We start from the raw sequence: 25029 nt of genomic DNA on the forward strand, positions 1-25029 counted from the left end.
CATGATCGAACCGTGCGACCTGCGCGAGCTCGAGGCCCGGTGCGCCGTCTTCAGACGTGCCAAGCACGCCCTCGACCGCGGCGCCACCGACGACGAACTCCGCGCGCTCCAGGAGCGGCCCCCGCCGTGGCCGGACCTCCTCGACGTGCAGGCACCCGCCGAGGGGCGAGCGCCGGGCGGGTAGTCGTACGTGGCTTCGCCGGCTACCAGAAGGGGAACCCGTTCAGCCGACAGGGCTCGGGCCAGGTCGGCGGCGGGAAGGCGCTGACACCGCGCACGCACCCGGAGAACGGCAGCCCCATCACCTTCCGTCCCAGGGCGCCGGCCGCCGGACCCGGCCGGGTGCCGCGCCGGGTGGAGCAGGTTCTCGCTCCCGGTGGGCTCGGCGGCATCCAGGAGCGCGCTCTGGCCGCGACCGCCGGCGGCATCCACGTCGTGCGGAGCGAGTCGTTCAAGGGCATCCGCGTTCCCTTCTCCCGTAGGTCTTTCGCGGACCTTCGGTAGGCCGACGCCCGCGCCGTTCGCCTGGGCGGGACCTGGGCGGGAACGGCGCGGGCGGGGCTGTCACGGGACGGGCTCTCAGGCGGGCATGGCCGCCATGGCCTTGCACGCCTCGGCGCAGGCCTTGCACTTCTCGGCGCAGCGCTTCATGGTCGCGTCGCTGCTCATGGTCATGCACGCCTCGGCGCACCTGGTGGCCACCTGGGCGCACATCCGAGCCATCTCCATCGCCATCGGCGACTGGCGCATCATCATGTCCGCACAGATGCGCGTGATGTCCGAACAGTCCATGAGCGCGCCCATCATCGCCATGTCGACGTGCTTGCCACCCTGCTGCAGGCAGTAGCTCATGGTCTGCTCGCAGGCCCGGTGGCTTTCCATGCAGGCGTCGATGCATCGCTGCATCTCGGGACTCATCTGCCCCTCATTTCGCATAATTTCCTCCTGTGTCGACGTCCGGCCGCGCCCGGATAGGGGAGCGACCGAAGGGTTTCCACGTCGTGGAATACCCCAAATCAGACAGAAGGGGTTGGAAGGGTCGGAAGCTTTGATCCACGATGACAGGACCTTGGACCAGTCGGACCAGTGCATGATCGTGACCGGTGTCGCCCTTGGGGCGGCTTCCTCGGCGGACCCTGCGGCACGTCAGGATCCACGCCACCTACGCGGTCAACCTGTGACCTGGGGATCCTCCTTGCCTTCACTTCGACATCCGAGAACATCATCAGCCCCGATCGGGGCTGATGGCCGGACCAACCCTGATGCCGCCGCTACCATGGATCGCGTAGAAAGGCTCTTATGCTCACGAGACTGGAAGCTGACGGATTCAAGAACCTTCTTGATTTTGAGGTGGATCTCGGCCCCTTCACATGCATCGCAGGTGTCAACGGCACTGGAAAGTCGAATATTTTCGATGTCATTCAATTTCTAGGTCTTCTGGCAGATAGGTCGCTGATCGAGGCTGCCCAGGAGGTCCGTGGCGTGCACGGTGAGCGCTTTGGCGATCCCCGCGACCTATTCTGGAACGGATACTCTCGAGCTGATCACACAATGCGGTTCGCGGCAGAAATGATCGTTCCCGGCGAGGTCGAGGACGATTTCGGCCGTCCGGCGAAACCTGCGATCACTTTTCTCCGTTACGAATTGGAGCTCGGGTACGTCCCTCCGGCGGGTATCGAAAAGATCGGACGCCTTAGCCTCCTTGCAGAGAGCCTTCGGCATATCAAGCTCGGCGACGCAGCTGATAGGCTGCGCTTCAAACATAACGCTGGCCATTTCCGTAAAGCCGTCCTGCATGGTCGTCGAGCGGGCACCGCGTTCATCTCGACGACAAAAGATGCCGACGGTCAGCCGATCATCAGCATCCATCAGGATGGCGGAAGCCGGGGGCAGCCAAAACCCGCCGCTGCTTCCCGGGCTCCCGCGACGGTCGTGAGCACTGTCACGAGTAGTGATGATCCTACGGTTCTGGCTGCACGGAGGGAGATGCAGTCCTGGCGTCGCCTGGCACTGGAGCCCTCTGCGCTGCGAACCGCAGATCGTTATGTCGATCCGCGCCAGATGGATCCAACTGGCCGCCACCTCGCGGCGACTCTTTTCCGTATAGCCTACGCGGCGGGCGATCCCGAGCGGATCTACGCGAGAGTCGCCGGTCGGCTGGCTGATCTATCGGGTATTGACGTGAGGGAGCTCGAAGTCGAACAAGATGATGTTCGCGAGCTCTTCACCGTGAAACTTGTCGAGTCTGGGGGACTTGCCCTGCCCGCCAGAAGTCTGTCCGAAGGGACACTTCGGTTTCTTGCGTTGTGTGTTCTTCTTGAAGATCCTTCAGTTGAAGGTCTGCTGTGCATGGAAGAGCCCGAGAACGGTATACATCCAGCCAATCTGAACGCAATGGTACAGTTGGTGCAGGATCTGGCGGTTGATGCCCATGAGGCCCCCGGGGAAGATAATCCATTCCGGCAGGTGATCGTAAACACGCACTCACCTGCGGTGGTGCAACTCGTGGATCCTCAGGACCTTCTCTTTGCGGAGGCGGATATTCGACGGGCGCCAGATGGCACAATGGCGCGTGCACTCCAGTTGCGGCCGCTCGCCGGGACCTGGCGCGATGACAGAGACGCGAGGCGCAGGGCGGTCACCAAGGCCGATATCCTTCCCTATTTGACGGCCCCACCCGGAGCCCAGCTCACCTTGGAGATTTCGTGAGCTTGCGCATCCTGTTCCTTGGCGAAGGGACCAGTGACAGTGGGATCACGACTCACGTCCGGCGCATAGCCATCGAGAACGGGTTGGACGTGGTCATCACGGATCCGATGATGGAAAGGCTTCCTCCGTCCCGGCGAAGGACCACCAAGTCCAAACTGGAGATGATTAAGGAGATAGGCGGGGCGTACGAACTCGTGATAGTTCATCGTGATGCGGACCGCGATGGCCGAGAGTGTCGCCTGCGTGAGATCGAAACGGCCGTTGCGGAGGTAATGCCAGGCATTCCTTTTGCTGGAGTGATTCCGATACGCATGACTGAGGCGTGGCTGATGCTGGACGAGCGCAACCTGCGGCAGGTCGCCGGGAATCCAAACGGTCGGATGAGCCTCGGCTTGCCCAAGCCTAGATCTGTGGAGTCGATTCCGGACCCCAAAGCCGTGCTTGCCGAGAAGCTCGCTCTCGCCTCTGGACTGTCCGGGAGGAAGCTGGAAAAATTCAAGAAGCGGTTTCCAGAGCATCGTCGTCAATTGCTGGACCGCATCGATCCTTCAGGGGTCATCTGCGAAGTCCCATCCTGGGCTGATTTCAACGCGGATCTTCTCTCGGGCCTGCGGCAGGCTTCCGACTAACGTACTTTCAGGACTGTGGCGTGAGGTCCGGTTCGAGCCCACCGCAGCCCTAAACGCCCTGGCGGCTCAGTCGTTCACGAGAGTGACGCGCTGGTCGGCTGAGCCGGTGTAAGGGCCGTAGAGGATGAACGCCGTCGGCGGGCGTTTACCGGCGAACTCTTTGCCGATGGACAGAGCCTTGCCGGAGGGGACGCTCACCAGCCGGCGCACACCGTCGCTGAAGGCCGGACGGTGCCAGCGCCGGGCCGGGGCGGTGGAGCAGCCTGGCTCAACCGCTGATGTTGACCGCCGTGCGGATCAGGTCAGGAGTCTGGACGGCCTGGAGGAGCAGGGCGGCGGCGTCCGCGCGGGAAAGGGCGCGCGGACGGGCGAACAGCTCGCGGGTGACCTGGGGTTCGCCGGTGGCAGGACCGTCGGTGAGGCGGTTGAGCCGGAGGATCGTCCAGTCCAGATCGCTGGACGACACGATCCGCTCCATCGCGGCCACGTCGGCGTAGGGCGTGGCCAGCAGCAGGCGCAGCAACCCCACCGCCGGCCGGGGACGGTCGGCGACGATGGGATACGCGCTGGTGACCACCACGCGCCGGACACCGAGGTCGGACATGGCGGTGACGATCGTCCGGGTCGCGTCGGCGACGAAGCGCGGCGCCCGGCGGTCGCCGCCGGGCAACGTGGAGATCACCGCATCGGCTCCGGCCACGGCCTCCCGCACGGCTCGCGGGTCGTGCGGATCACCGATCACCACCCGTGACGCGCCGTCGGGCGGCGGTGTGCCGCGGGTGAAGGCGACGACCTGGTGTTCCAGGCGAGCCGCTCGGCTCACCACGAGGCGGCCGGTCCGGCCCGTGCTCCCGAAGACGACGATCCTCATCGGAAGATCCGCTTCTTGACCGGGGGGAGGACGTTCAGCAGCCGCATCGCCGCCTTGGTCGCGGCGAAGGCGAACGGGTTGGTCATCGCCGACTGGCGGAGGGCCCGGTTGGAGGCACTGACGGCGGCGAAGCCGTACCCGCGCATCTCCCGCTCGTACTCGCCGATGGCCCGCACCAGCGCAAGGCGCCCATCGTGTACGGCCGCCAGCTTCTGGGTGAGGACCTCGGCATCGCGAAGCGCGATGTTGGCGCCCATTCCCAGGGAGGGCGGCATGCTGTGGATGGCGTCTCCGAGCACGGTCACGTTGCTGGGTGACCAGGCTTCGATCGGAACGGCCGTGCGCAGGAGGGTGGCGTTGACGGTGGCCGGGTCCGACTGCTCCACGAGCGAGCGCAGCCGCCGGTCCCATCCGTGCAGGTGGTCCAGCACCAGCCGGCGCAGGTCCTGGTGCGAGCGGTGGGCGATGGGCAAGCGGTCGCGCGGACCGGTGAACCCCCAGACGATCTGATCACCCGCGTCGGCCGGCGCGAGGTGGCGGTGCCGGTCGGACACGACGGCCTGATGGGTGGCGATGAACAGGCTGAGGCCGTGCGGGGCGAGGATGGAGGCGGGACCGCGCGCGAGGTGCGGCGGGAGCAGGGAGGCCGTCTCGCCGGTGAGCGGCAGGCGACCGCCGATGGAGACCATGCCTGTCTCCTGACGTCCGGCGTGCGGCAGGAGCTGTGCGCGCACGGCCGAGTGCCCGCCTTCGGCGCCGATCACCACGGTCCCGTCAGCGGTGGTGCCGTCGGCGAACCGAAGGGTGACCTTGTCGTCGTCGTGCCGTTCGTAGCCCGTGCACTCCTTGCCGAAGTGCATGGCGTCGTCGAGGCCGGAGAGCAGGATCTGCCTGAGCGTGTAGCGGTTGACCGAGCGGTGCGCGGCTATCGGGTCGGGCTCGGCCTGGTCGGGGAGTACCTCGACGGAGAGCAACTCGGCCAGACGCTCGGTCAGGAAGCTCATGGCCCTGGGCGGACGGCCCGAGGTCGCCTGGACGGTCGCGAAGAGGTCGGCGCTCAGGCAGGTGTGCAGGGCGCGGCTGCCTTCCGGGCTGATGTGCAGGCGGTAGCCCTCCCGGAAGGCGGCCGGGGAAGGCGCGCGTTCGAAGACGACGACGTCGATGCCCGCCTGACGCAGGCCCTGCGCCAGGCAGAGCCCGCCGATGCCGCCACCGGCGACGAGGACACGTAAGGACATGCTGAGCCTCCTGATAACTAACTCTTTTAGCTAAAAAGAATTAGCTATATCGTGGAGTAAAGTCAACCCCGTGACGGAGAGGGCGCAGGTGAGCACCGAGCAGGCACTGGCGCGCCTCGGGCGCGAGCTGGGCGGCCGGCTGGGCACCGGCGTGGTCCTGTTCCACACGGCCGTCGCCGAGCAGCTGGGCATCAACGTGACCGACTGGCGATGCCTGGAGCTGCTGCTGCGCACCGGCCCGGCCAACCCCACCCGGCTCGCCCAGCAGACCGGCATGTCCTCGGCCGCCATGGCGCAGCTTCTCGGCCGGCTCGAACGAGCAGGCCTGGTCGCCCGCAGGCCCGACCCCTCGGATGGGCGCCGCACCCTGGTTCACCCGATCGCGGACCCCGGGCGCGATCGCGAACTGGCGGAGAGCTTCACCGGCCTCACGCACCGCGTGGCCGATCTGACCTCCTCCTTCAGCGAGGATCAGCTTTCGGCCATCGTGACCTTCGTGACCGGCCTGGCCGACATCATGGAGTCCGAGGCCGCCGAGCTGCGCCGCCGCCAGTCGGGCGGTCACGACCAGCCCGGCCGGCCTCGCCGATGATCGAGGGGTGGGGCGCGTCGGTGGTCAGGGGGCGCGCAGGAGCATGACGGCGGTGGCCTCCAGGATCTGGTCGCCGTGGCCGTCGACCGCCGACCACCGGTAGTGCCGGAGGATCTTCCCGCTGCGGGTCTGGCCGGACTCGCCGGGCGTGAGGTCGACGCGCAGCGTGGTGCCCGCTCTGAGCATTTTCAGGAAGCGCACCTCGCGCAGCTCGACCAGCGCGATCGCGTCGTCCAGCAGGCCCGACTGCTCGACCAGCCCGCCCGCCAGCAGCAGCACCCCCTGGCCGGGCATCGGGGCGCGGATGCCCTGCGACAGCTCGCCGGCGGCCGGGTTGAACAGCGGATGGGTGTAGCCGCCGAGGCCGACGAGCCCGTCGATGAGGGGCTGGGTCACTTCCACGGACGGCGTGCTGAACGTCTCGCTCATCGGGGGTCGCCCCAGACCGGCTCGCGCTTCTCCACGTAGGCCCGGTAGCCCTCGTCGGCGTCGGCGACCTCCTCGTGGAAGCGGGTGAACAGCTCGCGCTCCAGGCGCAGGCCCTCGGTCAGCGGCAGGTCGGGGGCCGCGTTCAGGAGGTGCTTGATGGTCGCGGTGACCGTACGGGATCGGCCGGCCAGCGAGTCCGTGAGGCGGGCGACCGCGTCGTCCAGGCCGGCCGACGGGGCGCTGGCCAGGGCGAGCCCCCAGTCGACCATCTCCGGGCCGGTCAGCCAGCGGCCGGTGAGCAGCAGCGCGCGGGCCCGCTGGTCGCCCAGCTTGCGCGGGGCGCGCTGGGAGGCGCCGGCCCCGGGGATGATGCCGAAGTCGCTGTGCGTGTCGCCGACCCGCGCCTCGTCGGCGGCCACCACGAAGTCGCAGGCCAGCAGCAGCTCGAAGCCGCCCGCGCGGGCCAGGCCGTTGACGGCCGCGACCGAGGGCAGGGGGAACGCCTCCAGCCGGTCGAGGAACCCGTGAAACCTGCGGATGAACGGCACGAACACGCCGGGCGGATCCCCGAAGCACTCGCCGAGGAAGCCGATGTCCATGCCGACGCAGAAGGCCTTGCCGACGCCGGTGATCACGATCGACCTGAGAGACGTGTCCCGCTCGGCGGCGTCGAGGGCGGCGTGCAGGCCGTCGATGACCTCGGGGGAGAGGCTGTTCAGCCGGTCCGGGCCGTTGAGGGTGACCTTCATGACCGTGCCGGTCACGTGCGTCTCGACGGTGGTCATGAAAGCGGCTCCCTTTCCTCGGGCGTGATCTCGCGGGCGAACGCCAGGATCTCGGCGGCGTACCTGTCGGGGACGCGCAGATGGGGCTGGCCGGGCAGGCCGGCCAGGGTGAGGAGGCGGGCGTCGCGGGCCAGCTCCAGCGCGCGCGGGTCCTTGTCGGCGAGCAGGTCGAACTCCGCGTCGAGCAGCAGCACCGGCGCCGGCTCGGCCGCGAGCGAGGCGGCCGGGTCGTGCCGGAAGGCCGCCTGGTAGGCCCAGTCGTAGCGGTCGTGGGTGCGCATCAGCTCGACCACGGCCAGGTGCAGCAGCTCCGGAGGCACGTCCGCGCCCCAGATGCGGCGGTAGCGCTCGACGCCCCAGCCGAACTGGGCGCCGTGGTCGTCGAAGGGCACCTCGGGGGTCCACCGGGACAGGTAGGCGGCGCGTTCCGCGTCGTCGAGCAGCGCGACGCCGCTCAGCACCAGGCCGCAGACGCCGCCGGGCAGCGCGGCCGCCGTCTCGATCGCCAGGGACGCGCCCGTGTGCACACCGCCGAGCACGGGGCGTTCCATCCCGATGCGCGCGGCGGCCTGGGCCAGCACGCGGGCGTAGTCGGGGATCTCAGTGTGACGGCTGGGCGGCGGATCGGACGCGCCGTAGCCGGGCGTGTCGAAGGCGACGGCGCGCGCGTGCCGTCCGAGCAGCGGCAGCACGGCCTCGTAGACGCGGGACGAGAGCGGGGACTCGTGGAACAGGCCGATCCACGGGCCGGACTCGCCGTTGCGCCGGTAGTGGACCTGGCCCCACTCGGTGTCGGCGTAGCCGCCGATCGTCCTCATCGCGGTGATCCCACCTTGACGAGGAGAGTGGCGCCGCCGGCGCTGTCGATCGAGGGGCCGGGCGCGCCGGGCGGGATGTGCACGAGGGAGCACGGCTCCAGCGTCGCGTCACCGGCGGTGAGGGAGCCCTCCGTGAGGATGAGGAACCGTTCACGGCCGGTGGCGGCGACCGTGCCGGTCCACGCGGGCGGCACCTGGACGAGCACGGAGGCGCTGCCGGAGAAGGCGTTGTGGCTCAGCGTCTTGGACTTCAGGGCCGGGCCGTCCGCGGTGGTGAGCCGGGTCACCGAGTCGTCGTGGTCGCGCCACACCATGAAGCGGCTCTCCATCCGGCGTACGTAGCCGCGCGGCCCGATCGGGTCGCCGTCGTCGGCGAGGGGGTTGTGACCCGCCTCCTCGTCGGGGCGGATCACCCGGGAGACCCGGCCGCTGGCTTCGGCGGGCGCCTCGCCCTCCATCATCAGGACGCACTCGAAGCCCTGGTCGGACACGGCGGCGTGCACCCAGCCCGGCGGACGCCAGAAGTAGTCGCCGGCCTGGAAGTCGCCCTCGGCGCTGAGCGTGGCGTCGCCGCCGAGGAACAGGGCCTCCTCCACGCTGTCGTGGTACGCCTCGCACAGGTCGCGGTAGCCCGGCTCGGTCCGGACGTGGTCGATGCGGCGGGAGGTCGCCGGATCGAGCCAGAGCGACCGCATCCAGTAGCGGGAGAACAGGTCCAGGACCCGGTCCGGGTCTCCGAGGTTGTCCCGGAAGGCCGGCTCCATCGAGTCGTAGACCGCGCGGCCGTTCACCCAGGGAAGGGTCGAGCCGTCGACGATCGTCACCTCGCCCGCCATCTGCGCGCCCCTCTCTGCACCCGTATATGTCAGACGTAACGATATCGTCGGCTGACGCGGGCCTGTCAATGGGTGGAAGGCTCCAGCTGAAACCATCTCATCAGTGGTCTAGCCAGGAGACGGTAGCCCTTGACATTCTGTAGCACATACATCAGATTTTTGCTGAAAAGGAGGGGACGTGCTCAACACGAGGCCATTCCAGGAGTCGCCCGAACGGGCGGACCTGCGCGAGCTGGTGGAATCCCTCCTCGGCAGGCACCTGCCCGCCGACCGGGCGCTCGCGGTGGATCGTGAGGGGGCGTTCGCCTCGGCGGCCTGGGCGGCGCTGGGCGAGGCGGGGCTGCTCGGCCTCGGCGGTGACGAGACCTCGGGCGGCTCGGGCGGCACCGTCGGCGACGCCGTGGCCGTCGTGGAGGAGATCGCCCGCGTGCTGCCCAGCCTGGCCGTCGACTACGTGGTCTGCGGCATGGCGATGCGGATGCTGGGCGACGGGGCCGGCTCGCCGGTGGCCGGCTGGATGCCCGAGATCGCCTCCGGCGCGAAGGTCTGCGCGTTCGGGCTGAGCGAGCCCGACGTCGGCACCGACCTGCTGGGCCTGCGCACCTCGGCCCGGGTGGACGGCGACCGGTGGGTCGTCAAGGGACAGAAGCTGTGGATCTCGCTCGCCCACGAGGCCGAGGTCGCCTTCGTGCTGTGCCGTACGGACCCGGCCGAGGAAGGCCGGAGGTCCCGGGGCCTCAGCCTGATCGCGGTCCCCCTCGACCAGGAAGGTGTCACCGTCCGCCGGGTCCACCTGGCCGGCATGCGCGCCGCCGGGACCTGCGAGATCTTCCTGGACGACGCGGTGGCCCCGCTGGACAACCTCGTCGGCGCACGCGGGCGGGCGATGTCGATCCTCGGCAAGACGCTGGACGTGGAGCGGGTGCTCGCCGCCGGGCTGAGCCTGGGCATCGGACGGGCGGCGCTCGACCTGCACGTGTCGCACCTCAAGGAGCGGGAGGCGTTCGGGCGGCCGATCGGCGCCTTCCAGGCGCTGCAGCACGCCGCCGCCGACTCCATCGCCGACCTCACGGCCTCGCGGGCGCTGGTCGACGCGGCGGTCCGGTCCATCGAGGCCGGCGAGCCGTCGCTGGAGATGTCGGCCATGGCCAAGCTCGTCGCCGCCGAGTCCACCGCGCGGATCGTCGACCGCGGCATGCGGGCGATGGCGGCGTCCGGCCTGGCCGAGGAGTCGGCGATGCAGATGTACTTCCGGGACGCGCGGCTGCAGCTGTTCAGCCCGGTGAGCAACGACATGATCCGCAACATCCTCGGTGAGTCCATGGGCCTGCCGAGAAGTTACTGACCCTGACAGGAGACCCGGTGGACATCACCCGCGAGAACACGGCACTGCTGGTCGTCGACATGCAGAACGGCTTCATCGAGGCCAAGGGCTCGATGGCCGCGATCGGCATGCCGTACCAGGAACTCCGCCCGGCGGTGGCGGGCTGCAAGACGCTGATCGAGGCCGCCCACGAGGCAGGCGTGCCGGTCATCTACACCCGCTACGTCTACCACCCCGACTACACCGACGCCGGACTGCTCCCCACGGTCCTCGTGCCCGCGATGAAGGAGGTCAACTCGCTGGCCGCCGGCTCCTGGGACGCGGAGATCATCGACGAGCTGGCACCCGCCCCCGGCGACATCGTCATCGACAAGGCGCGGCCGAGCTCGTTCTACGGCACCCGCCTGGAGCCGATCCTCACCTCGCTCGGCATCCGGTCGCTGGTCATCGCCGGCGTGACCACGAACATCTGCGTCGAGACCACGGCCAGGGACGCCGGCCAGCGCGACTACCTCGCGCACGTGATCCGCGACGCGACCGCCGAGTTCGACCCGGCCCGGCACGAGCACGCCCTCACCACCATCGGCTTCACCTTCGGCTGGGTGAACTCGGTGGACGAGGTGCTGCGCGCCTGGGCCGCTCCGGAGCCCGCCGAGGGCTGAGTGGCTCGACGAACGGGCCCCACCTCAGGAGGGCCGGTTCCGCCTGCGCGGGCTGCCGTCGGACCTGAACGGGCCGCCCCCTCCAGGACGGCCCGTTCCGGGTGCGCGGGCTACCGGCGGGCGGCGGCCAGGCGGGCGATCAGCTCACGCGTCGCCGCCTGCTCGTCCTCGTCGCCGAAGATGTTCGCGGCGAACGTGGTCACCCCGAGCCCGGCCAGGCTCTCGATCTCGGCGGCCACGCTGTCGGCGTCGCCGATGACGGCCATCTGGCCCGGCGTCTCGTGGCCTTCCCGGTCGAGCATGGCCCGGTAGGACGGCAGCCCGCCGTACCAGCGGAGGTTCTGCTCCGCGAGCGCGCGGGCGGCGGCCGGGTCGCGGGTGACGCAGACCGGCAGCGGCACCACGATCTCGGGATCGGGACGGCCGGCGGCCGCGGCGGCCGCCCTGATCGTCGGGATGGTCAGCTCCTTGAGGGTGCGCGGGCCGACCATCCAGGTCACGGTGCCGTCGGCCAGCGTGCCGGTGATCTCCAGCATCTTGGGGCCGAGCGCGGCCACCAGCACCCGGGGGATCGGGGCGCCAGGGATGTCCAGGTCGCCGCGGGCCGTCAGCACCTCGCCCCTGAACCGCACCTTCTGGGTCAGCGCGCCGGTCAGCGCCTGCAGGTACTCGCGCATGTAGCGGGCTGGACGCTCGTACGACAGGCCCCAGCACGACTCCACCACGTTGGGGTGCGACGGGCCGATGCCCAGGGTCAGCCGCCCGCCGACCAGCAGGTTGGTGGTCAGCGCCTGCTGGGCGAGCGCCATCGGGTGGCGAGGGTGGACCGGCACCACCGCCGTGCCGACGCGCAGGCCGGGCAGGTCGCGGGCGACCGCGCCGATCACGTTGAGCGTGTCGGTGCCGAACGCCTGGGTGAGCCAGTAGCTCGCGATGCCGTCGGCGGCGGCCGAGCGCAGGTCGGCGGTGATCTGGTCGATGCTCTCGACGTGGCCGAAGATTCCGATGTCCAAGGCGTGCCTCTCTCAGGACGGGGACGACAAGCCGGGACCTGGCTCGCGGAAGGCGACCAGCGACCCACGCCGCGCGGCGTCGGTGGAGGCGCGGGCGAGCAGGGCCAGGCCGAGCGCCTCGGCCCGGGCCCGCTGGTCGTCGACCGCCGTCCAGATGGTCTCCAGGCTGCTCGCCAGCAGGCCGGAGGGGTGGCGGGCCACGGTCTGGGCGATCTCCATGGCGCGGGCGGTCAGCTCCGCCCGTGGCAGCACCTCGGTGACCAGGCCCAGCTCGCGGGCCCGCTCGGCGCCCAGCCGGTAGGAGCGTCCGCTCACCACCATGCGCAGCACCTCGGTCAGCGGCAGCCGGCTGAGCAGCCCGACCGCCTCCACCGGGTTGGCCAGCCCGACGTCGACGTGCGTGTCGAAGAAGGTGGCGTTGTCGGAGCAGAGCACGATGTCGGCGTCGTTGACGAAGTGCCAGCCACCGGCGCAGCAGAAGCCGTTGACGGCGACGACGACGGGCTTGTTCACCCTGAGGTCGCGGTGGGTGATCGCGACCCGGCCGTCCTCGTCGAGCGAGGGGCTGGCCACGCCGGTCGCGAGGGTGTCGTCGACGTCGAGGCCGGTGGAGAAGCCGCGGTCGCCGGCGCCCGTCAGCACGGCGACCCGCAGGCGGTCGTCGTCGCGGAAGGCTCGCCAGACCGCGCGCAGCTCGGCCACCATCCGCCCGTCGTAGGCGTTGAGCACCTCGGGCCGGTCCATCACCACGAGCAGGACCCGGTCCTCGCGGCTGACCCGGAGCGTGGTGAAGGGCGACTCCTCGACGGGCACGCTCACGCGGGCTCCTCCGCCGGCTTCTCGACCGGCTCCTCGACGGGCTCCTCGATGGGCTTGAGCAGGTAGCCGCGGCGCATCCGGAGCACCGCGGTGCCGTCCTGGTTGCGCAGCACGTCCTGGACCTCGCCGAACAGGGCTGAGCCGCCGGTCGTCGGCTCGAACCGGGTCACCTCGATCTCCACGGTGATCGTGTCGCCCACGTGGACGGGAGCCAGGTAGCGGACCTCGTCGATGCCGAGCGCCGCGTGGCAGTCGACTCCGGCGGCGGCCCAGCTCGCGTACATCGTGTTCGAGGTGAGCCCGGCGGTGATCGCGACCAGGCAGGGGCCGCCGAGGATCCGGCGGCCGAACGAGGTGGCGGTCATGTACTGGTCGTCGGTGTGGAGCGGGCCGTTCTCCCAGGTCGCGTTGATGATCGCGGAGAAGTCGCCGTCGGTCAGGGTCCGTCCCGGAGTGCGCAACCGGGCGCCCTTCGCGAAAGCGACGGGGAGCACCGGTCGCAGTGAGCCGGTCAGGTCGGCGGTCATGGGTTCCTCCCGGCTTGGGGGTGGGTGTCAGCTCTTGTACGTGTCGCGCAGAACCCGCTTGAGAATCTTGCCGTTGGCGTTCCTGGGCAGCTCGTCGACGGTCCGCCACTCCTTCGGCGCCTTGTAGGCGGCCAGGTGCTCGCGCACGGTCGCGTCGAGGGCGTCGAAGTCGACGTCGTGGCCCTCCCGGGGCACGACGAACGCCGCCACGCGCTCGCCCCAGGTCTCGTCGGGCAGCCCCACCACGGCCGCCTCGGCGACCTCCTCGCAGGTCTGGAGCACGTTCTCGACCTCGCGGGGGTAGATGTTGGCCGCCCCGGAGATGATCATGTCCTTCTTGCGGTCGACCAGGCGGATGAACCCCTCCTCGTCGCGCACGGCCACGTCACCCGAGGTGAGGAAGCCGTCGGGCCGGATCGCCTCGGCGGTGGCCTCGGGGTCGTCGAGGTAGCCGATCATGTTGTACGGCGAGCGGCCGAACAGCTCGCCCGGCTCGCCGGCCGGCACCTCCCGGCCGTCCTCGTCGAGCAGCTTGACCTCGGTCATGAACCAGGGGTGACCCACTGTGCCGGCCTTGCGCAGCGCGTCGGCGGGCCGCAGGTTGGACACGATGCCGGCCTCGGTCGAACCGTAGAGCTCGTGCACCCCGACATGCGGGAACGTCTCGACGACCCACTCCTTCAGCGGCACCGGCAGGGCGGCGGCGTTGAAGTAGAGGGTCTCCAGGCTGGACAGGTCGTACTTCCGGGACGACCCCTCCATCACCTGGCGCAGCGTCATCGCGTGGGTCGGCACCAGGAAGATGGTCTGCAGCCGGTCGCGCTCGATCATGGACAGGAGCTGCTCGGGGTCCCAGCGGCGCAGCATGGACGTCTGGCCGCCCATGAAAGGGCCCGCGTAGGCGAAGGCGAACCCGGCGCCGAGCGCCATCGGGGCGACCGCCGCGGTGCGCTTGCCCGGCCCGAGGCCGAAGTCGACGGCGCAGCCCAGCATGGTGAGGACCCGGGAGCGGTGGGTGAGCAGCGCGCCCTTGGGCAGGCCGGTCGTGCCGGAGGTGTACTGCACGCAGAACGGGGAGGTCTCGCTGACCCGGACCTTCGGGTCGACCGCGCGGGCGCCCGCCAGGGCCTGCTCGTACGGTCGCCCCCAGTCCTGCTTGCCGAGGGACAGGGCGAGCGGCAGGATCTCCGCCATCTCGGGCACGTTGGCCTCGAACGCGTCGTCGGCGATCAGGCCCCGCGCGCCGGACCGGGAGATCAGGGAGGCGTGCTCCTGCGCGGTGCCGCGCGGGTTGAGCGGCACCATGGCGACACCCGCCTTACCGGCGGCCGCGGCGATCTCGACGTACTCCATCCGGTTGCCGCACAGCACGGCGACGCGGTCGCCCGGCTCGAGCCCGGCGTCCACCAGCAGGGTGGCGACCCGGTTGCTGCGATCGTCGAGCTCGGCGAAGGTCAGCCGCCTGTCACCGTCGACCACCGCTGTGGCACCCGGTGTGCTGATCGCGAACTCGCGGATCCCGCTGGCAATGTTCATGTCCGCCATTGCTGCCTGCCACTCCTGTTCCTCTTGGGCCACGAGCCCTGACCCGCCGCCGCCAGGTTATCGTCTGATCTTTCGGCTTAGCTAGCCTCAAATGGCTAGTGCTTGGCGGTGAAAGACTATGGTCCGGATATGTCAGATCTATTTCGTCGAGATGGACTCGCCGGACGCGGTGCCGAGCGTCCGGCGGGCCAGCCGGATCACCGCGGCGTCCAGCATGCGGCCCTGGGAGTCGAGGACCACGCCCGAGCCGGCGGCCGAGGCCCGGTCGAAGGCGGCCAGCACCTCCCGCGCCTCGGCGATCTCCGCGGCGGACGGCGTGAAGACCTGGTGCACGATCGGCAGCTGCGCGGGATGGATGCACGCCCGCCCGACGAAGCCCTGCCTGCGCACCCGCTCGGTGGACAGCGTCAGAGCCTCCGGATCGCTGGTGAGCCGCGAGACCGGCCCGACCGGCGGGTCGATCCCGGCCGCCGCGCTGGCCAGCACGACCATGCTCCGCGGCCAGGCCAGCTCCGCCTCGTCCGGTCCGGGCAGCAGCCCGGCGTCGGCCGTGAGGTCCACCTCGCCGATCTGCAGCCGGTGCACCCGGGGAGCGCGGGCGATCTCCCGGGCGTCCAGGATCGACCCCGCGGTCTCCAGCAGCGGCATCACCAGGGTGTCGTCGTCGCCCGAGGCGGCGAGCAGCTCGGCGACGGTCGTCACGTCGGCCGCGTCCTCCGCCTTGGCCAGCACCAGCCCGGTCAGCGCGGGGATGCCGGCCAGCTCGCGTACGTCCGGCACCCGCAGGTGGCCGCTGTTGACCCGGACCCAGAGCTGGGCGCCGCCCGTGTCCAGGCCCGAGCGCAGCCAGGCGACGACGGCGCGCCGGGCCGCCTCCTTGCCCTCCGGTGGTACGGCGTCCTCCAGGTCGACGATCAGCGCGTCGGCGCCGCGCCCCAGGGCCTTGGCGAGCTTGTCCGGGGCGTCGCCGGGGACGAACAGGTAGCTGCGCGGCAGCGCTCCGGCGAGGCTCACCGCACCACCGTCTCGCCGCTGAGCACCGACTTCGCCACCACGGTGCGCAGGATGTCGTTGGTGCCCTCGCCGATGCTCATCAGGATCGCGTCGCGGTAGAGCCGCTCGACCTCGTACTCGGTGGAGTAGCCGTAGCCGCCGTGGATCTTCATCGCGTCGATCGACGCCTCCAGCGCGACCTCCGAGCAGAAGATCTTCGCCATGCCCGTCGCGCCGTCGGCCCGGCCCGCGCGGACCGCGTCAGCCGCCCAGTACGCCATCAGCCGCGCGGCCTGGATCTGCGTCGACAGGTTGCCCAGCTTGAGCTGGATCGCCTGGAAGTCGGAGATGGGCTGCTTGAACGCCTTGCGCTGCTTGGCGTAGGCGAACGCCTCGTCGTGGGCGCGCTGGGCGATGCCGACCGAGCGGGCGGCGATGTTCACCCGGCCCCACTCCAGCGCCGAGAGCGCGTGCTGCAGGCCCTTGCCCTCGACCCCGCCGAGCAGGTTCTCCTTGGGCACGCGGACGTTGTCGAGCACGATCTCGCACGACTCGGTGCCCTTGTAGCCGAGCTTCGGCAGGTCCTTGGTGACCTCGTAGCCGTCCAGGGACGACTCCACCAGCAGGATGCTCATGCCCTTGTGCGCCGGGGTGGTGGTCGGGTCGGTCTTGACCAGGACCGGCAGCGGGTCGGCGTAGCGGGCGTTGGTGATCCACGTCTTCGTGCCGTTGACCACGTAGTGGTCGCCGTCGAGCCGCGCCGTCGTACGGATGCCCTGCAGGTCGGTGCCCGCGTCGGGCTCGGTCAGGCCGATGCCGGTGCGGCGCACGCCGGCGGCGAGGTCGGGCAGGTACTTACGCTTCTGCTCCTCGGTGCCGCGCATCGCGATCATCCGGCAGGCCAGTGAGTGGCTGCCCAGGATGCCGGCGATGCCCATCCAGCCGCGCGCGATCTCCTCGAAGACCAGCGCGAACGAGACCGGGTCGAGGTCGAGACCGCCGTACTCCTCCGGGATGGTGATCCCGAACAGGCCCATCTCCCGCATGCCGTCGACGATCTCGGTCGGGTAGCGACCGGAGTGCTCCCAGTCGCGGGCCACCGGGATGATCTCGCGGTCGACGAACTCGCGCAGCAGCGCGCGGAACTCACGCTGGTCCTCGTTGAACTGGAAATCCACTTAGCTGCCTCTCTGCTCCGGAGCCGGCTCGGGCTCCGTCGTGGGTGAAGGGCCGGCGGGGACGAACACCGGCAGGGCGCGGCCGTCGTCGAGGTCCACCCAGGTGGCCCGGACCGGGTCGTCGATGGCCCACGCGCCGGGGTCGCGGCCTTCGAGCCGGGTGAGGAGGATGACGCCCTCCGCCAGACGGACGCGGGCGATGACGTACGGGACCTCCAGCTCCGGCCGGGGCGCGCGGTGCACGACCGTGAAGGAGTCGACGACGCCCAGCCCGGACGAGCCGGACCAGCCCAGGGCGTCGTGCCCGCAGTGGACGCACAGCGCCCGCGGCGGATGCTGCGCTCCGGCGCAGCGGACGCAGGTCTGCACCAGCAGCCGGTGCTCCCGGGTGGCCTCCCACCAGGGCGCGGTGATCTCGTCGGGCGCCGGGACCTCGGGCGGGTTCACGCCTCCACCCCCAGCACCACCGTGGCGTGCGTGGACAGGATGCCTCCCGTGCCGTGGGCGAGCGCGAGCCGCGCGCCCGGAACCTGGCGGGCTCCCGCCTCGCCGCGTAGTTGCGCCACCGCCTCGATCAGCAGCAGGATGCCGAGCTGGCCCGGGTGGCAGTAGGACAGGCCGCCGCCCGAGGTGTTGAGCGGGAGGTCGCCGCCGGGACGGATCCGCCCGTCCGCGATCCAGCCGAGCGCCTCGCCCCGGCCGCAGAAGCCCAGCGCCTCCAGCGTCAGCGCCACCGTGATCGTGAACGAGTCGTACACCTGGACCACGTCGATGTCGGCCGGGGTCACCCCCGCCCGGCCGAACGCGTCCGCCCCGGAGCCGACGGCGCCGGTCACGGTCAGGTCGGGCACGGCGGTCATGGAGGTGTTGGTGGTGCGCTCGCCGTAGCCGAGGATCTCGACCGGCTTCTTCCGCAGGTCGCGGGCCCGTTCCAGGGTGGTCAGCACGATCGCGCCGCCGCCGTCGGTGACCAGGCAGCAGTCCAGCGCGGTCAGCGGGCTGGAGATCGGCTTGGCGCCGACCACTTCCGCCGCGGTCAGCGGGCGCGTGCCGTAGCGGAAGGCGGCCGGATTCAGCAGCGCCCACTCGCGCGCCGCGACCGCGATCTCGGCCAGCTCCTCGTGCGTGCCGCCGAAGTCGTGCAGGTAGCGCTGCGCGGCCATCGCGTAGTAGGAGAGCGGGTAGAGCGGGCCGTACGGGGTCTCGAACTGCGCCTCCGGCGTGTGCTCCTCGACCACGCCGCCGAGCGAGCGCGAACGGGCCGAGCGCTGGTTGGAGGCGAAGCTGATGACGACCGTCTCGGCCTGGCCGGCCTGGATCGCCTGGGTGGCGCGGGCCACGAACATCTCGAACGCCGAGCCGCCCGCGAACGTCGAGTCGGTCCAGCGCGGCCGCAGCCCGAAGTAGTCGGCCAGCTGGGTCGCCGAGAACCGGGAGACGCCGGTCGTGGCGAGGCCGTCGACGTCGCGCAGGCTCAAGCCCGCGTCGGCGAGCGCCCGGCCGACCGCCTGCGCCTGCAGCCCGAGGATCGACTTGCCGGTGACGCCGAGGTCGCACTCGGCGGCGCCGACGATGGCGACACCTGTGCTCACTTCGCCCCCGCCTCACCTGAAGCCGAGTGCGTGCCGGAGTGCGTGCCGGACGTCGCGCCCGGCCCGTCCGGCGTGCCGAGCAGCACCCTGGCGTGCGCGGGCCCGGCGGCGACCCGGTCCACGCCGCCGTCGGCGCCGACCACGACCACCCGCTGCTCCAGCACCAGGTAGTCGTCGCCCACCTCGGTCACCGTGCCCTCGCAGCGGACGGTCTCCTCGGCGAAGACCAGCGCCTTGAAGGAGAAGTCCAGCTTGTGCACGAAGCACCGCGGGCCCAGCCAGTCCTGGATCTGCTCGACCAGCAGCGCGCCGAACACCTGCCCGTCGACGACCGGCGCCGGGAGCTTCTGCCTCGCGACGAACTCGGGGTCGTAGTGCAGGCGGTACCAGTCCCAGGTGGCCCCCGCGTAGGCGATCATGTCGGCCAGCCCGATCCGGCGTTCGAGCGGGGGGAGCTCCTGTCCGGCTTCGTACGTCATGCCCCGGCTCCCGATGCCCCTGGTTCCAGCGAAACGAAAATGATGGTCTCCTCGTTCTCCGCGAGCACCTCGCCGTGCTGGTCGGTGTACGTGGCCCGCGAGGTGATGATCAGCATCTCCGAGCCGGACCGGGTGGTCTTCTCGGTCGCGTCCGCGATCTCCCAGGTCGCCGTGATGACGTCCTCGGGACGGATCCGGCGGTGGAAGGTGTAGGAGTTGCCGCCGCGCACCTTGCGGGTGCCGGCGATCTCGATGCCCCAGTTGTGACCCGCGTCGCCGTCGGGCGTCAACGGCAGGTTGGCGTACTGGTTGGTCTCGCAGATCAGGGTCGGCGGCGCGGTCACGCCGGACAGGCCCTGCGCCCGGGCGTACTCCGGGTCGGAGTAGAGCGGGTTATGGTCGCCGATCGCGAGGCCGAAGTAGCGGCCCGACGCGGCGCCGAACTCCTCGGGCGCGGTGTAGACCTTCCTGCGGCCGACGAGCGCCCGGATGTCATCGGTGAGCAGCGTCATGACGCCTCCTCCGGGTAGAGCGCGGTCGGGAACACCTCAAGCAGGAACTCCGGCCGCAGCAGCTCCTTGCAGATGGCCCCGGTCGAGGCCGGCCACGGCGGCGACAGCAGCCGCTCGCGCACCGGAGCGACCACGCGGTAGTCGGGCAGCGCCGACTCGACGCAGAACTCGATCGTCGACAGCAGGTCGGCCGGGCCGAGCCCGGCGTGGGTGAGCAGGTGCAGGATCGCGCCGTAGGTCTCCTCGGCCTGGGCCCGCAGGTCGCCCGGGTGCAGCGCCTGCTGGGTCTCCATGTCGAGCGCCGCGAACCCCGACATGAACAGGGTCCGGCCGGCCCGGACACCGGGCGCGTAGGTGAGGGTGTCGTAGCGGGACCAGCCCGGGTTGACCAGCTCCAGCGGATGCCGCGACGCCGTCACGTCGATCGCGACCAGCGCCTCCGGGTGGTGCAGGCGGCTCATCAGGATGCCGCCGGCGCCCGGGTAGACGCCCGCGCCGCCGAGCCGCTCCTTGCGCACCCGGTGGCTCTTGCGGTAGACCTCGCGCGTCGCCGGGGTCGAGTAGTCGTACGTGGTGACCGCGTTGTCGAGCGACAGCCCGGCCTCGCGCAGCAGCGCGTCGGCCCGGTCCAGGCAGTAGGCGTACTGGCCGGCGAAGTCGCCGGGGCTCACCACGTCGCCCGAGGCGTCGATCGGCACCATGGTCGGCAGGTGCACCGTGCCGTCGTGGCCCTCGCGCACCGGCGACGACACCCACGTGCCGGCCTCGCGCGGCTCACTGGCCGCCAGCAGCTCCGCGCCGCCGCCGGGCATCGCGTGCAGCTCGACCTCCAGCAGGGCGGCCGAGCGCACCAGGCGTTCGACGACCACCGTCGTGACCGTCGGCCGGTGCGCGCCGAAGACCTCCTCGCGCACGGCCGCGGCCGCCGCGTAGTCGGCCAGCCCGGCGACCGTGACGTTCTCCGTCACGTGCACGACGTCGTCCGGGCCGAGCCCGGCGGCCTCGATGATGGTCAGCACCTTGCGGTAGGCGATGCGCGCCTGTTGCTCCATGGTGCCCGAGACGGTCATCTTGCCGACGGCCGCGTCGTGCGCGGCGGCCGTGTGGCCGGAGGACCAGGCCACGCCGTCCTCGGTCAGGCCGAGGCAGAAGGTGAACCCCTCGTACGGGAACCAGGGGAACTCGGCGGGTTTGATCGCTCGCAACGTCATCTGAACTCCTGCCTGCTGTGAATGAAGCCGGCCGCGGCACGCATGACCGCGGCGGCGTCCGGCTGCTGGTCGAGCGACTCGATCGTTTCGACCAGCTCGGTCGCCGGGCCGCCCGCGTTGCCCTCGAACTTGGCGATCAGGGAGGCGCGGCTGAGCGGGTTGTCGCCGCCGCCCTCGCTGCGCCGGACGGCCCCGGTCACCTCGCGACCGTCCTTGAGCGTGACGGTGACGCGGCCCGGGGCGTCGGCGGCGACGACGCCGGGGAAGTCGGTCACGTCCCAGCGGACCCGGGCGGCCAGCTCGCTCACCTCGGGCCGGGCGATGGAGCCGGTCTCGAACGTGCCGAGGCTCAGCCCGCCGTCGGTCACCAGCGCCGCCACGGTCCACGGGAGCGAGAACTTGGCGGCGTACGGGCTGGCCGGGCGGGTCAGGTCACGGGAGGTGTCGCAGACCACCGAGGCCGAGTCGGGGTGGACCTGGGCACGGATCCCGGCGACGTCGCCGGGGCCGAACGGCTCGCGCGCCATCGCCTCCAGCGTCGCGCCCACGGTCGCGTGCGAGAGCTGGCAGGCGGCGTACGGCTTGATCCCGATCCGGGTGGTCTCCCAGCTCTCGCCGAGGCCGGCGACGATCGACGGCAGGTCGGCCGGTGCGGCCGAGAGCGTGTCGAAGACGCCGTGCGGGCCGTCGAAGACCGTCTCGGGCCCGGTCGCGCCGGCCGCGGCCAGGCGGGCCGCGATGATGCCCGCCTGCGAGGCGAACCCCGGATGCAGCTGCTTGGTCGACGCCCCGGTGCCGAGGAAGGCCAGCAGGCCGCCCGCCTGGCTGCCCGCGATGCCCAGCGCGGCGACCGCCCGTTCGGCGTCGAGGCCGAGCAGCCGCGCGGTGACCAGGGCCGAGGAGAAGACGCCGGCGACCATGGTGGCGTGCAGTCCGCGGGCGTGGAAGCCGTGCGGAGCGGCGGCGGCCACCCGGCAGACGGTCTCGTAGCCGACCACGGCCGCGGTCAGCACCTCGCGGCCCGTCGCGCCGACCTGCTGGCCCACGGCGAACGCGGCCGGCAGCACGACGGCGGTGGCGTGCACGAGCCCGCCCGCGTGCGTGTCGTCGAAGTCGAGGGCGTGCACGAGCGTGCCGTTGGCCAGCGCGGCGGCGGGCGCCGAGAGCAGCTCGCCGGTGCCCAGGATCGCCGCCTCGGGCGGTCCGCCGAGTCCGCGCGCCACCTCGATCGCGGGCGTCGCGGCCCCGGTGCGGTAGGCGCCGAGCGCGGTGCCGAACCCGTCGAGCAGGTGCCGGACGGCTGCCCGGCGCACCGGCTCGGGGATCTCGGTGACCCCGAGCCCCCACACCGCCAGCTCCCGTGCGATCATCGCGCGGACGCCTCCGCCTCGACGCCGGGCACCGTGCCGGGGTCGCCGAACGCGCCCTGCGCGGCCAGCTCGCGGACCGTCGCCTCGTCGTAGCCGGCGATGTCGCGCACCACCAGCTCGAAGTCCTCGTTGCGGAGCGGCGCCCGGCGGTAGGACGGCGGCTGGTCGCCGACCCGCACGGGGGAGGCGATCTGCTCGACCGTGCCGAAGCGCGGGTGCTCGGTCGTCACCCGCAGGCCGCGCGCCTTGGTGTGCTCCTCCTCCATGGCCTGGGCCACGTCGTTGATCGGGCCGCAGGGGATCGCGGCCGCGTAGAGCACCTCCAGCCACTCGGCCACGGTGCGCCGCGTGAAGATCTCCTCCAGCAGCGGGAGCAGCTCGGCGCTGTTGCGCTGCCGGTCGGCGAACGAGCCGAACCGGGAGCCGGGCTCGGCCCACTCGGGGTGGCCCACGACCTTGGCGAGCCGGGCCCAGAACTTCTCCTTCGCGCAGCCGACCACCAGCCAGCCGTCGCTCGCCTCGAACGCCTGGAACGGCACCAGCGAGGGGTGCGCCGAGTGCCGGGTGCGGACCGGGGTGAACCCGGCGTTCAGGTGCCAGGTCGCCGGGTAGGTCAGCAGCCCGATGGCCGTGTCGTACAGGCTGACGTCGCAGTCCATGCCGACGCCGTCGCGGCGGGCCGCGTGCAGCCCGGCCAGCAGCGCGATGGCGGCGACGAACCCGCCCGAGTAGTCGACCAGCGACAGCCCCGACTTGGCGGGCGGCCCGTCGGGCTCGCCGGTCAGGTCCATCCAGCCGGCCAGGCCCTGCAGGATGTAGTCGTAGCCCGGCTCCTTGCTCCTCGGGCCGGTCATCCCGAACCCGGTGAGCGAGCAGCAGACGATGGCCGGGTTGAGGTGCTTGAGATCGTCGTAGGTGATGCCGATCTTCTTGGGCACGTCGCCGCGCAGGTTGGAGTAGACCACGTCGGAGACCTTCACCAGGTCCTCGAAGACCTTGCGGCCGGCCGGCGTCGACAGGTCGAGCGACAGGCTGCGCTTGTTGCGGTTGAAGGTCTCGAAGAAGAGGGAGTCCTCCTCCTCACCGTACGGCGGGACGTAGCGGCCGACGTCGCCGCCCACCCGCGGGTCCTCGATCTTGATGACCTCGGCGCCCAGGTCCGCGAGGTGGACGCTGCCGAACGGTCCGGCGCCGTACTGCTCGACGGCGATGATCCGGACGTCTTCCAGTGGTTTCATGAACCGCTCCCTGTGAGGTCTGCCATGAGGGACAGGAGCTCGTCCTGTGCCGCGCGCGTCTCGGCGGTGGTGAGCCCGTGGGTGGGCGGGCTCAGCTTGACCGAGTCGGCCTTGCCCTCGTACGCCGCGATGCGCTCGGCCACCTGGTCGCGGTCGCCCGCCATGGTGAGCGCGTCGACCATCTCGACGGACACGGAGTCGGCGAGGTATTCGGCGCCCTTGCCCTGGCGGAACGCGTCGATGACGGCCTGCTGCTGGTCGGCCAGGCCGTGGAAGGCGAAGAAGTCGGCGTAGGTGCGGACGCTCGCGTAGAACCCGACCAGGCCCGTCACGCGGCGCACGGCCGTGCTCCGGTCCTTGGAGACGGAGCAGCAGGCGGAGACGACGACGTCGACGTCCTCCCGCTTCTTGCCCGGCACGCCGGCGATCCCGGTCTCCAGCTCGGGCAGGATCCGCTCGCTCAGGTAGCGCGGCGAGCAGAGCTCGTGGCTGATCCAGCCGTCGCCGATGGCCCCGGACAGCCGGGTCATCGCCGGCCCCATCGCGGCCAGGTAGATCGGGATGTCCGTGCGCTGGACGCCGAAGGGCCGCTCGTAGCCGCGGATGCGCATCGGCTCGTACTCGCCGGGCAGGTCGATCTGCTCGCCTGTTGCGCATTTCTCCCAGAAGTGGCGGATGTTGCGCACCGCCTCGCGCATGTGGCCGACCGGCTTGCCGAAGCGGACGTTGTGCCAGTCCTCGTTCAGCCGCTGCACGCCGGTGCCGAGGCCGAGGACGAAGCGCCCGCCGGACAGCTCGTCGACGTCCAGCGCCTCCAGCGCGGTGATCATGGGACTGCGGGTGAACGCGAGCGCGATGGCGGTGCCGATCCGGGCCCGGCTGGTGACCGTGGCCAGCGCGGCCGCCGCCACGGTCGCGCTGCGGTGCAGCTCGGGGACCCAGATGACCTCGGCGCCGGCGGCCTCGGCTCGGCGGGCCACGTCCATGAGCTCCACCAGGGTCTCACCCCACGGGGCGAAGGTGATCCTCACGCGTCGTCCTCGGCCGTGAAGGGCTTCTTCGCCGTGGGGAAGATGTTCTCCAGCTGCTCGGCGCCCCGCTTGTAGACGTAGAAGGTGCGCTTGAAGGAGCACACCTCGTCGCCGTCCTGGTTGAGGGTCCGGGTGCGGATGGAGACGATGCCGGCGTGCGGGCGGCTCTTGGACTCGCGCTTCTCCAGGACCAGCGACTCGCTGTAGAGGGTGTCGCCGGCGAAGACCGGGTGCGTCATCTTGATGTCGTCCCAGCCCAGGTTGGCGAACGCGTTCTGGGTGGTGTCGGTGACGCTCTGGCCCACCGCGATGGCCACGGTCAGCGTGGAGACGACCAGCGGCTTGCCGAACTCGGAGCGCGCGGCGTACTCGCTGTTGAAGTGCATCTGGTTCGTGTTCATCGTGAGCAGCGTGAACCAGGTGTTGTCGGTCTCCGTGACGGTGCGGCCGAGAGGATGCCGGTAGACGTCACCCACCTCGAAGTCCTCGAAGAATCGCCCTTTCCACCCATCCTTGGCCGTCATCGGCTTCCCTTCGCTTCGCACCCTGAAAGGTTAAAGTCAGACATATAAAGTGTAGAGCATGCCAGGCAACCCTGTCCAAGGATCGGCGGGGGTTGACCCGTGCT

General features: G+C 70.8%; 30 protein-coding genes. 7 read left to right on the plus strand and 23 right to left on the minus strand.

Annotated elements, in window-relative coordinates; genetic code table 11:
* Nucleotide 1: 1 nt before the first annotated feature.
* Together IEY82_RS10295 and IEY82_RS10300 are read left to right on the plus strand one after the other, a co-directional pair.
* A complete protein-coding gene (locus tag IEY82_RS10295; protein WP_189123802.1) occupies nt 2-184 on the plus strand; it encodes a hypothetical protein in 183 nt (60 codons plus the stop codon).
* A gap of 170 nt (nt 185-354) precedes the next feature.
* Nucleotides 355-504: a hypothetical protein gene (locus IEY82_RS10300; RefSeq protein ID WP_189123803.1), complete on the plus strand. Its 150-nt coding sequence runs from the start codon at nt 355-357 to the stop codon at nt 502-504.
* Nucleotides 505-579: 75 nt separating this feature from the next.
* Here the strand turns inward: IEY82_RS10300 and IEY82_RS10305 are convergent, their stop codons facing one another.
* Nucleotides 580-918: a four-helix bundle copper-binding protein gene (locus tag IEY82_RS10305; protein WP_225262571.1), complete on the minus strand. Its 339-nt coding sequence runs from the start codon at nt 916-918 to the stop codon at nt 580-582.
* Between the two features lie 381 nt (nt 919-1299).
* Here IEY82_RS10305 and IEY82_RS10310 point away from each other — a divergent pair, with 381 nt between their 5' ends.
* Both IEY82_RS10310 and IEY82_RS10315 read left to right on the plus strand, forming a co-directional pair.
* Nucleotides 1300-2709, plus strand: a complete 1410-nt coding sequence (locus tag IEY82_RS10310) for an AAA family ATPase (RefSeq protein WP_189123805.1) — start codon at nt 1300-1302, stop codon at nt 2707-2709.
* Nucleotides 2706-3338 (plus strand): DUF4276 family protein, encoded by a 633-nt coding sequence (locus IEY82_RS10315; protein ID WP_225262572.1) that lies wholly within the window; start codon nt 2706-2708, stop codon nt 3336-3338. The genes IEY82_RS10310 and IEY82_RS10315 overlap by 4 nt, the downstream gene beginning before the upstream one ends.
* A gap of 66 nt (nt 3339-3404) precedes the next feature.
* Here IEY82_RS10315 and IEY82_RS39840 read toward each other — a convergent pair whose 3' ends face one another.
* The 3 genes from IEY82_RS39840 to IEY82_RS10325 all read right to left on the minus strand — a co-directional run bounded on the left by IEY82_RS39840 (nt 3405) and on the right by IEY82_RS10325 (nt 5447).
* A complete protein-coding gene (locus IEY82_RS39840) occupies nt 3405-3536 on the minus strand; it encodes a hypothetical protein (RefSeq protein WP_263647805.1) in 132 nt (43 codons plus the stop codon).
* Nucleotides 3537-3606: 70 nt separating this feature from the next.
* Nucleotides 3607-4209, minus strand: coding sequence for an NAD(P)-dependent oxidoreductase (locus IEY82_RS10320; protein ID WP_189123806.1), 603 nt, complete (start codon nt 4207-4209; stop codon nt 3607-3609).
* On the minus strand, nt 4206-5447 hold the full coding sequence (locus tag IEY82_RS10325) for an FAD-dependent oxidoreductase (RefSeq protein ID WP_189123972.1): 1242 nt from the start codon (nt 5445-5447) through the stop codon (nt 4206-4208). The genes IEY82_RS10320 and IEY82_RS10325 overlap by 4 nt, the downstream gene beginning before the upstream one ends.
* Before the next feature lie 70 nt (nt 5448-5517).
* Here IEY82_RS10325 and IEY82_RS10330 point away from each other — a divergent pair, with 70 nt between their 5' ends.
* A complete protein-coding gene (locus IEY82_RS10330) occupies nt 5518-6039 on the plus strand; it encodes a MarR family winged helix-turn-helix transcriptional regulator (protein WP_189123807.1) in 522 nt (173 codons plus the stop codon).
* A gap of 24 nt (nt 6040-6063) precedes the next feature.
* Here IEY82_RS10330 and IEY82_RS10335 read toward each other — a convergent pair whose 3' ends face one another.
* From IEY82_RS10335 to IEY82_RS10350, 4 genes are read right to left on the minus strand one after another with little or no spacing between them, the layout of a single operon-like run.
* Nucleotides 6064-6468, minus strand: a complete 405-nt coding sequence (locus IEY82_RS10335) for a hypothetical protein (RefSeq protein WP_189123808.1) — start codon at nt 6466-6468, stop codon at nt 6064-6066.
* Complete coding sequence (locus tag IEY82_RS10340; RefSeq protein ID WP_189123809.1) at nt 6465-7253, minus strand: enoyl-CoA hydratase/isomerase family protein; 789 nt, start codon at nt 7251-7253, stop codon at nt 6465-6467. Before IEY82_RS10340 ends, IEY82_RS10335 begins: the two co-directional genes overlap by 4 nt.
* Nucleotides 7250-8071, minus strand: a complete 822-nt coding sequence (locus IEY82_RS10345) for an alpha/beta fold hydrolase (protein WP_189123810.1) — start codon at nt 8069-8071, stop codon at nt 7250-7252. Before IEY82_RS10345 ends, IEY82_RS10340 begins: the two co-directional genes overlap by 4 nt.
* The gene (locus tag IEY82_RS10350; RefSeq protein ID WP_189123811.1) at nt 8068-8907 is read right to left on the minus strand and encodes a cupin domain-containing protein; all 840 of its coding nucleotides are present in this window, start codon (nt 8905-8907) and stop codon (nt 8068-8070) included. Before IEY82_RS10350 ends, IEY82_RS10345 begins: the two co-directional genes overlap by 4 nt.
* A 178-nt stretch (nt 8908-9085) precedes the next feature.
* Between IEY82_RS10350 and IEY82_RS10355 the strand changes: the two genes are divergently transcribed.
* Nucleotides 9086-10252: an acyl-CoA dehydrogenase family protein gene (locus IEY82_RS10355; RefSeq protein WP_189123812.1), complete on the plus strand. Its 1167-nt coding sequence runs from the start codon at nt 9086-9088 to the stop codon at nt 10250-10252.
* A 17-nt stretch (nt 10253-10269) separates the two neighbouring features.
* Nucleotides 10270-10893, plus strand: a complete 624-nt coding sequence (locus IEY82_RS10360) for a cysteine hydrolase family protein (RefSeq protein ID WP_189123813.1) — start codon at nt 10270-10272, stop codon at nt 10891-10893.
* A 110-nt stretch (nt 10894-11003) separates the two neighbouring features.
* Here IEY82_RS10360 and IEY82_RS10365 read toward each other — a convergent pair whose 3' ends face one another.
* The 15 genes from IEY82_RS10365 to IEY82_RS10435 form a co-directional block, all read right to left on the minus strand.
* Nucleotides 11004-11906, minus strand: coding sequence for a TIGR03564 family F420-dependent LLM class oxidoreductase (locus tag IEY82_RS10365; RefSeq protein ID WP_189123814.1), 903 nt, complete (start codon nt 11904-11906; stop codon nt 11004-11006).
* Nucleotides 11907-11918: 12 nt separating this feature from the next.
* Nucleotides 11919-12725 carry an enoyl-CoA hydratase/isomerase family protein gene (locus tag IEY82_RS10370; protein WP_189123815.1) on the minus strand — a complete coding sequence of 269 codons (807 nt, stop codon included), beginning with the start codon at nt 12723-12725 and terminating at the stop codon, nt 11919-11921.
* Nucleotides 12722-13252 (minus strand): MaoC/PaaZ C-terminal domain-containing protein, encoded by a 531-nt coding sequence (locus IEY82_RS10375; protein ID WP_189123816.1) that lies wholly within the window; start codon nt 13250-13252, stop codon nt 12722-12724. The genes IEY82_RS10370 and IEY82_RS10375 overlap by 4 nt, the downstream gene beginning before the upstream one ends.
* 27 nt (nt 13253-13279) lie before the next feature.
* The gene (locus IEY82_RS10380; protein WP_189123817.1) at nt 13280-14788 is read right to left on the minus strand and encodes a class I adenylate-forming enzyme family protein; all 1509 of its coding nucleotides are present in this window, start codon (nt 14786-14788) and stop codon (nt 13280-13282) included.
* Nucleotides 14789-14935: 147 nt separating this feature from the next.
* Complete coding sequence (locus tag IEY82_RS10385) at nt 14936-15811, minus strand: HpcH/HpaI aldolase/citrate lyase family protein (RefSeq protein WP_189123818.1); 876 nt, start codon at nt 15809-15811, stop codon at nt 14936-14938.
* Entirely contained in the window at nt 15808-16968 is a 1161-nt protein-coding gene (locus IEY82_RS10390; RefSeq protein WP_189123819.1) for an acyl-CoA dehydrogenase family protein, read from the minus strand. Before IEY82_RS10390 ends, IEY82_RS10385 begins: the two co-directional genes overlap by 4 nt.
* Nucleotides 16969-17415 carry a Zn-ribbon domain-containing OB-fold protein gene (locus IEY82_RS10395; protein WP_225262574.1) on the minus strand — a complete coding sequence of 149 codons (447 nt, stop codon included), beginning with the start codon at nt 17413-17415 and terminating at the stop codon, nt 16969-16971.
* The gene (locus IEY82_RS10400; protein ID WP_189123820.1) at nt 17412-18560 is read right to left on the minus strand and encodes an acetyl-CoA acetyltransferase; all 1149 of its coding nucleotides are present in this window, start codon (nt 18558-18560) and stop codon (nt 17412-17414) included. Before IEY82_RS10400 ends, IEY82_RS10395 begins: the two co-directional genes overlap by 4 nt.
* Entirely contained in the window at nt 18557-19039 is a 483-nt protein-coding gene (locus tag IEY82_RS10405; protein ID WP_189123821.1) for a MaoC/PaaZ C-terminal domain-containing protein, read from the minus strand. The genes IEY82_RS10400 and IEY82_RS10405 overlap by 4 nt, the downstream gene beginning before the upstream one ends.
* On the minus strand, nt 19036-19551 hold the full coding sequence (locus tag IEY82_RS10410; RefSeq protein ID WP_189123822.1) for an FAS1-like dehydratase domain-containing protein: 516 nt from the start codon (nt 19549-19551) through the stop codon (nt 19036-19038). The genes IEY82_RS10405 and IEY82_RS10410 overlap by 4 nt, the downstream gene beginning before the upstream one ends.
* Nucleotides 19548-20762 (minus strand): Rid family hydrolase, encoded by a 1215-nt coding sequence (locus tag IEY82_RS10415; protein WP_189123823.1) that lies wholly within the window; start codon nt 20760-20762, stop codon nt 19548-19550. The genes IEY82_RS10410 and IEY82_RS10415 overlap by 4 nt, the downstream gene beginning before the upstream one ends.
* On the minus strand, nt 20759-22132 hold the full coding sequence (locus IEY82_RS10420) for an MmgE/PrpD family protein (RefSeq protein ID WP_189123824.1): 1374 nt from the start codon (nt 22130-22132) through the stop codon (nt 20759-20761). Before IEY82_RS10420 ends, IEY82_RS10415 begins: the two co-directional genes overlap by 4 nt.
* Nucleotides 22129-23370 carry a CaiB/BaiF CoA transferase family protein gene (locus tag IEY82_RS10425; protein ID WP_189123825.1) on the minus strand — a complete coding sequence of 414 codons (1242 nt, stop codon included), beginning with the start codon at nt 23368-23370 and terminating at the stop codon, nt 22129-22131. Before IEY82_RS10425 ends, IEY82_RS10420 begins: the two co-directional genes overlap by 4 nt.
* On the minus strand, nt 23367-24401 hold the full coding sequence (locus IEY82_RS10430) for an LLM class flavin-dependent oxidoreductase (RefSeq protein WP_189123826.1): 1035 nt from the start codon (nt 24399-24401) through the stop codon (nt 23367-23369). The genes IEY82_RS10425 and IEY82_RS10430 overlap by 4 nt, the downstream gene beginning before the upstream one ends.
* The gene (locus tag IEY82_RS10435; protein ID WP_225262576.1) at nt 24398-24946 is read right to left on the minus strand and encodes a MaoC family dehydratase; all 549 of its coding nucleotides are present in this window, start codon (nt 24944-24946) and stop codon (nt 24398-24400) included. The genes IEY82_RS10430 and IEY82_RS10435 overlap by 4 nt, the downstream gene beginning before the upstream one ends.
* Nucleotides 24947-25029 lie beyond the last annotated feature (83 nt).

It is taken from the genome of Nonomuraea cavernae, from assembly GCF_014646355.1.
GTDB classification, from domain to species: Bacteria; Actinomycetota; Actinomycetes; order Streptosporangiales; family Streptosporangiaceae; genus Nonomuraea; species Nonomuraea cavernae.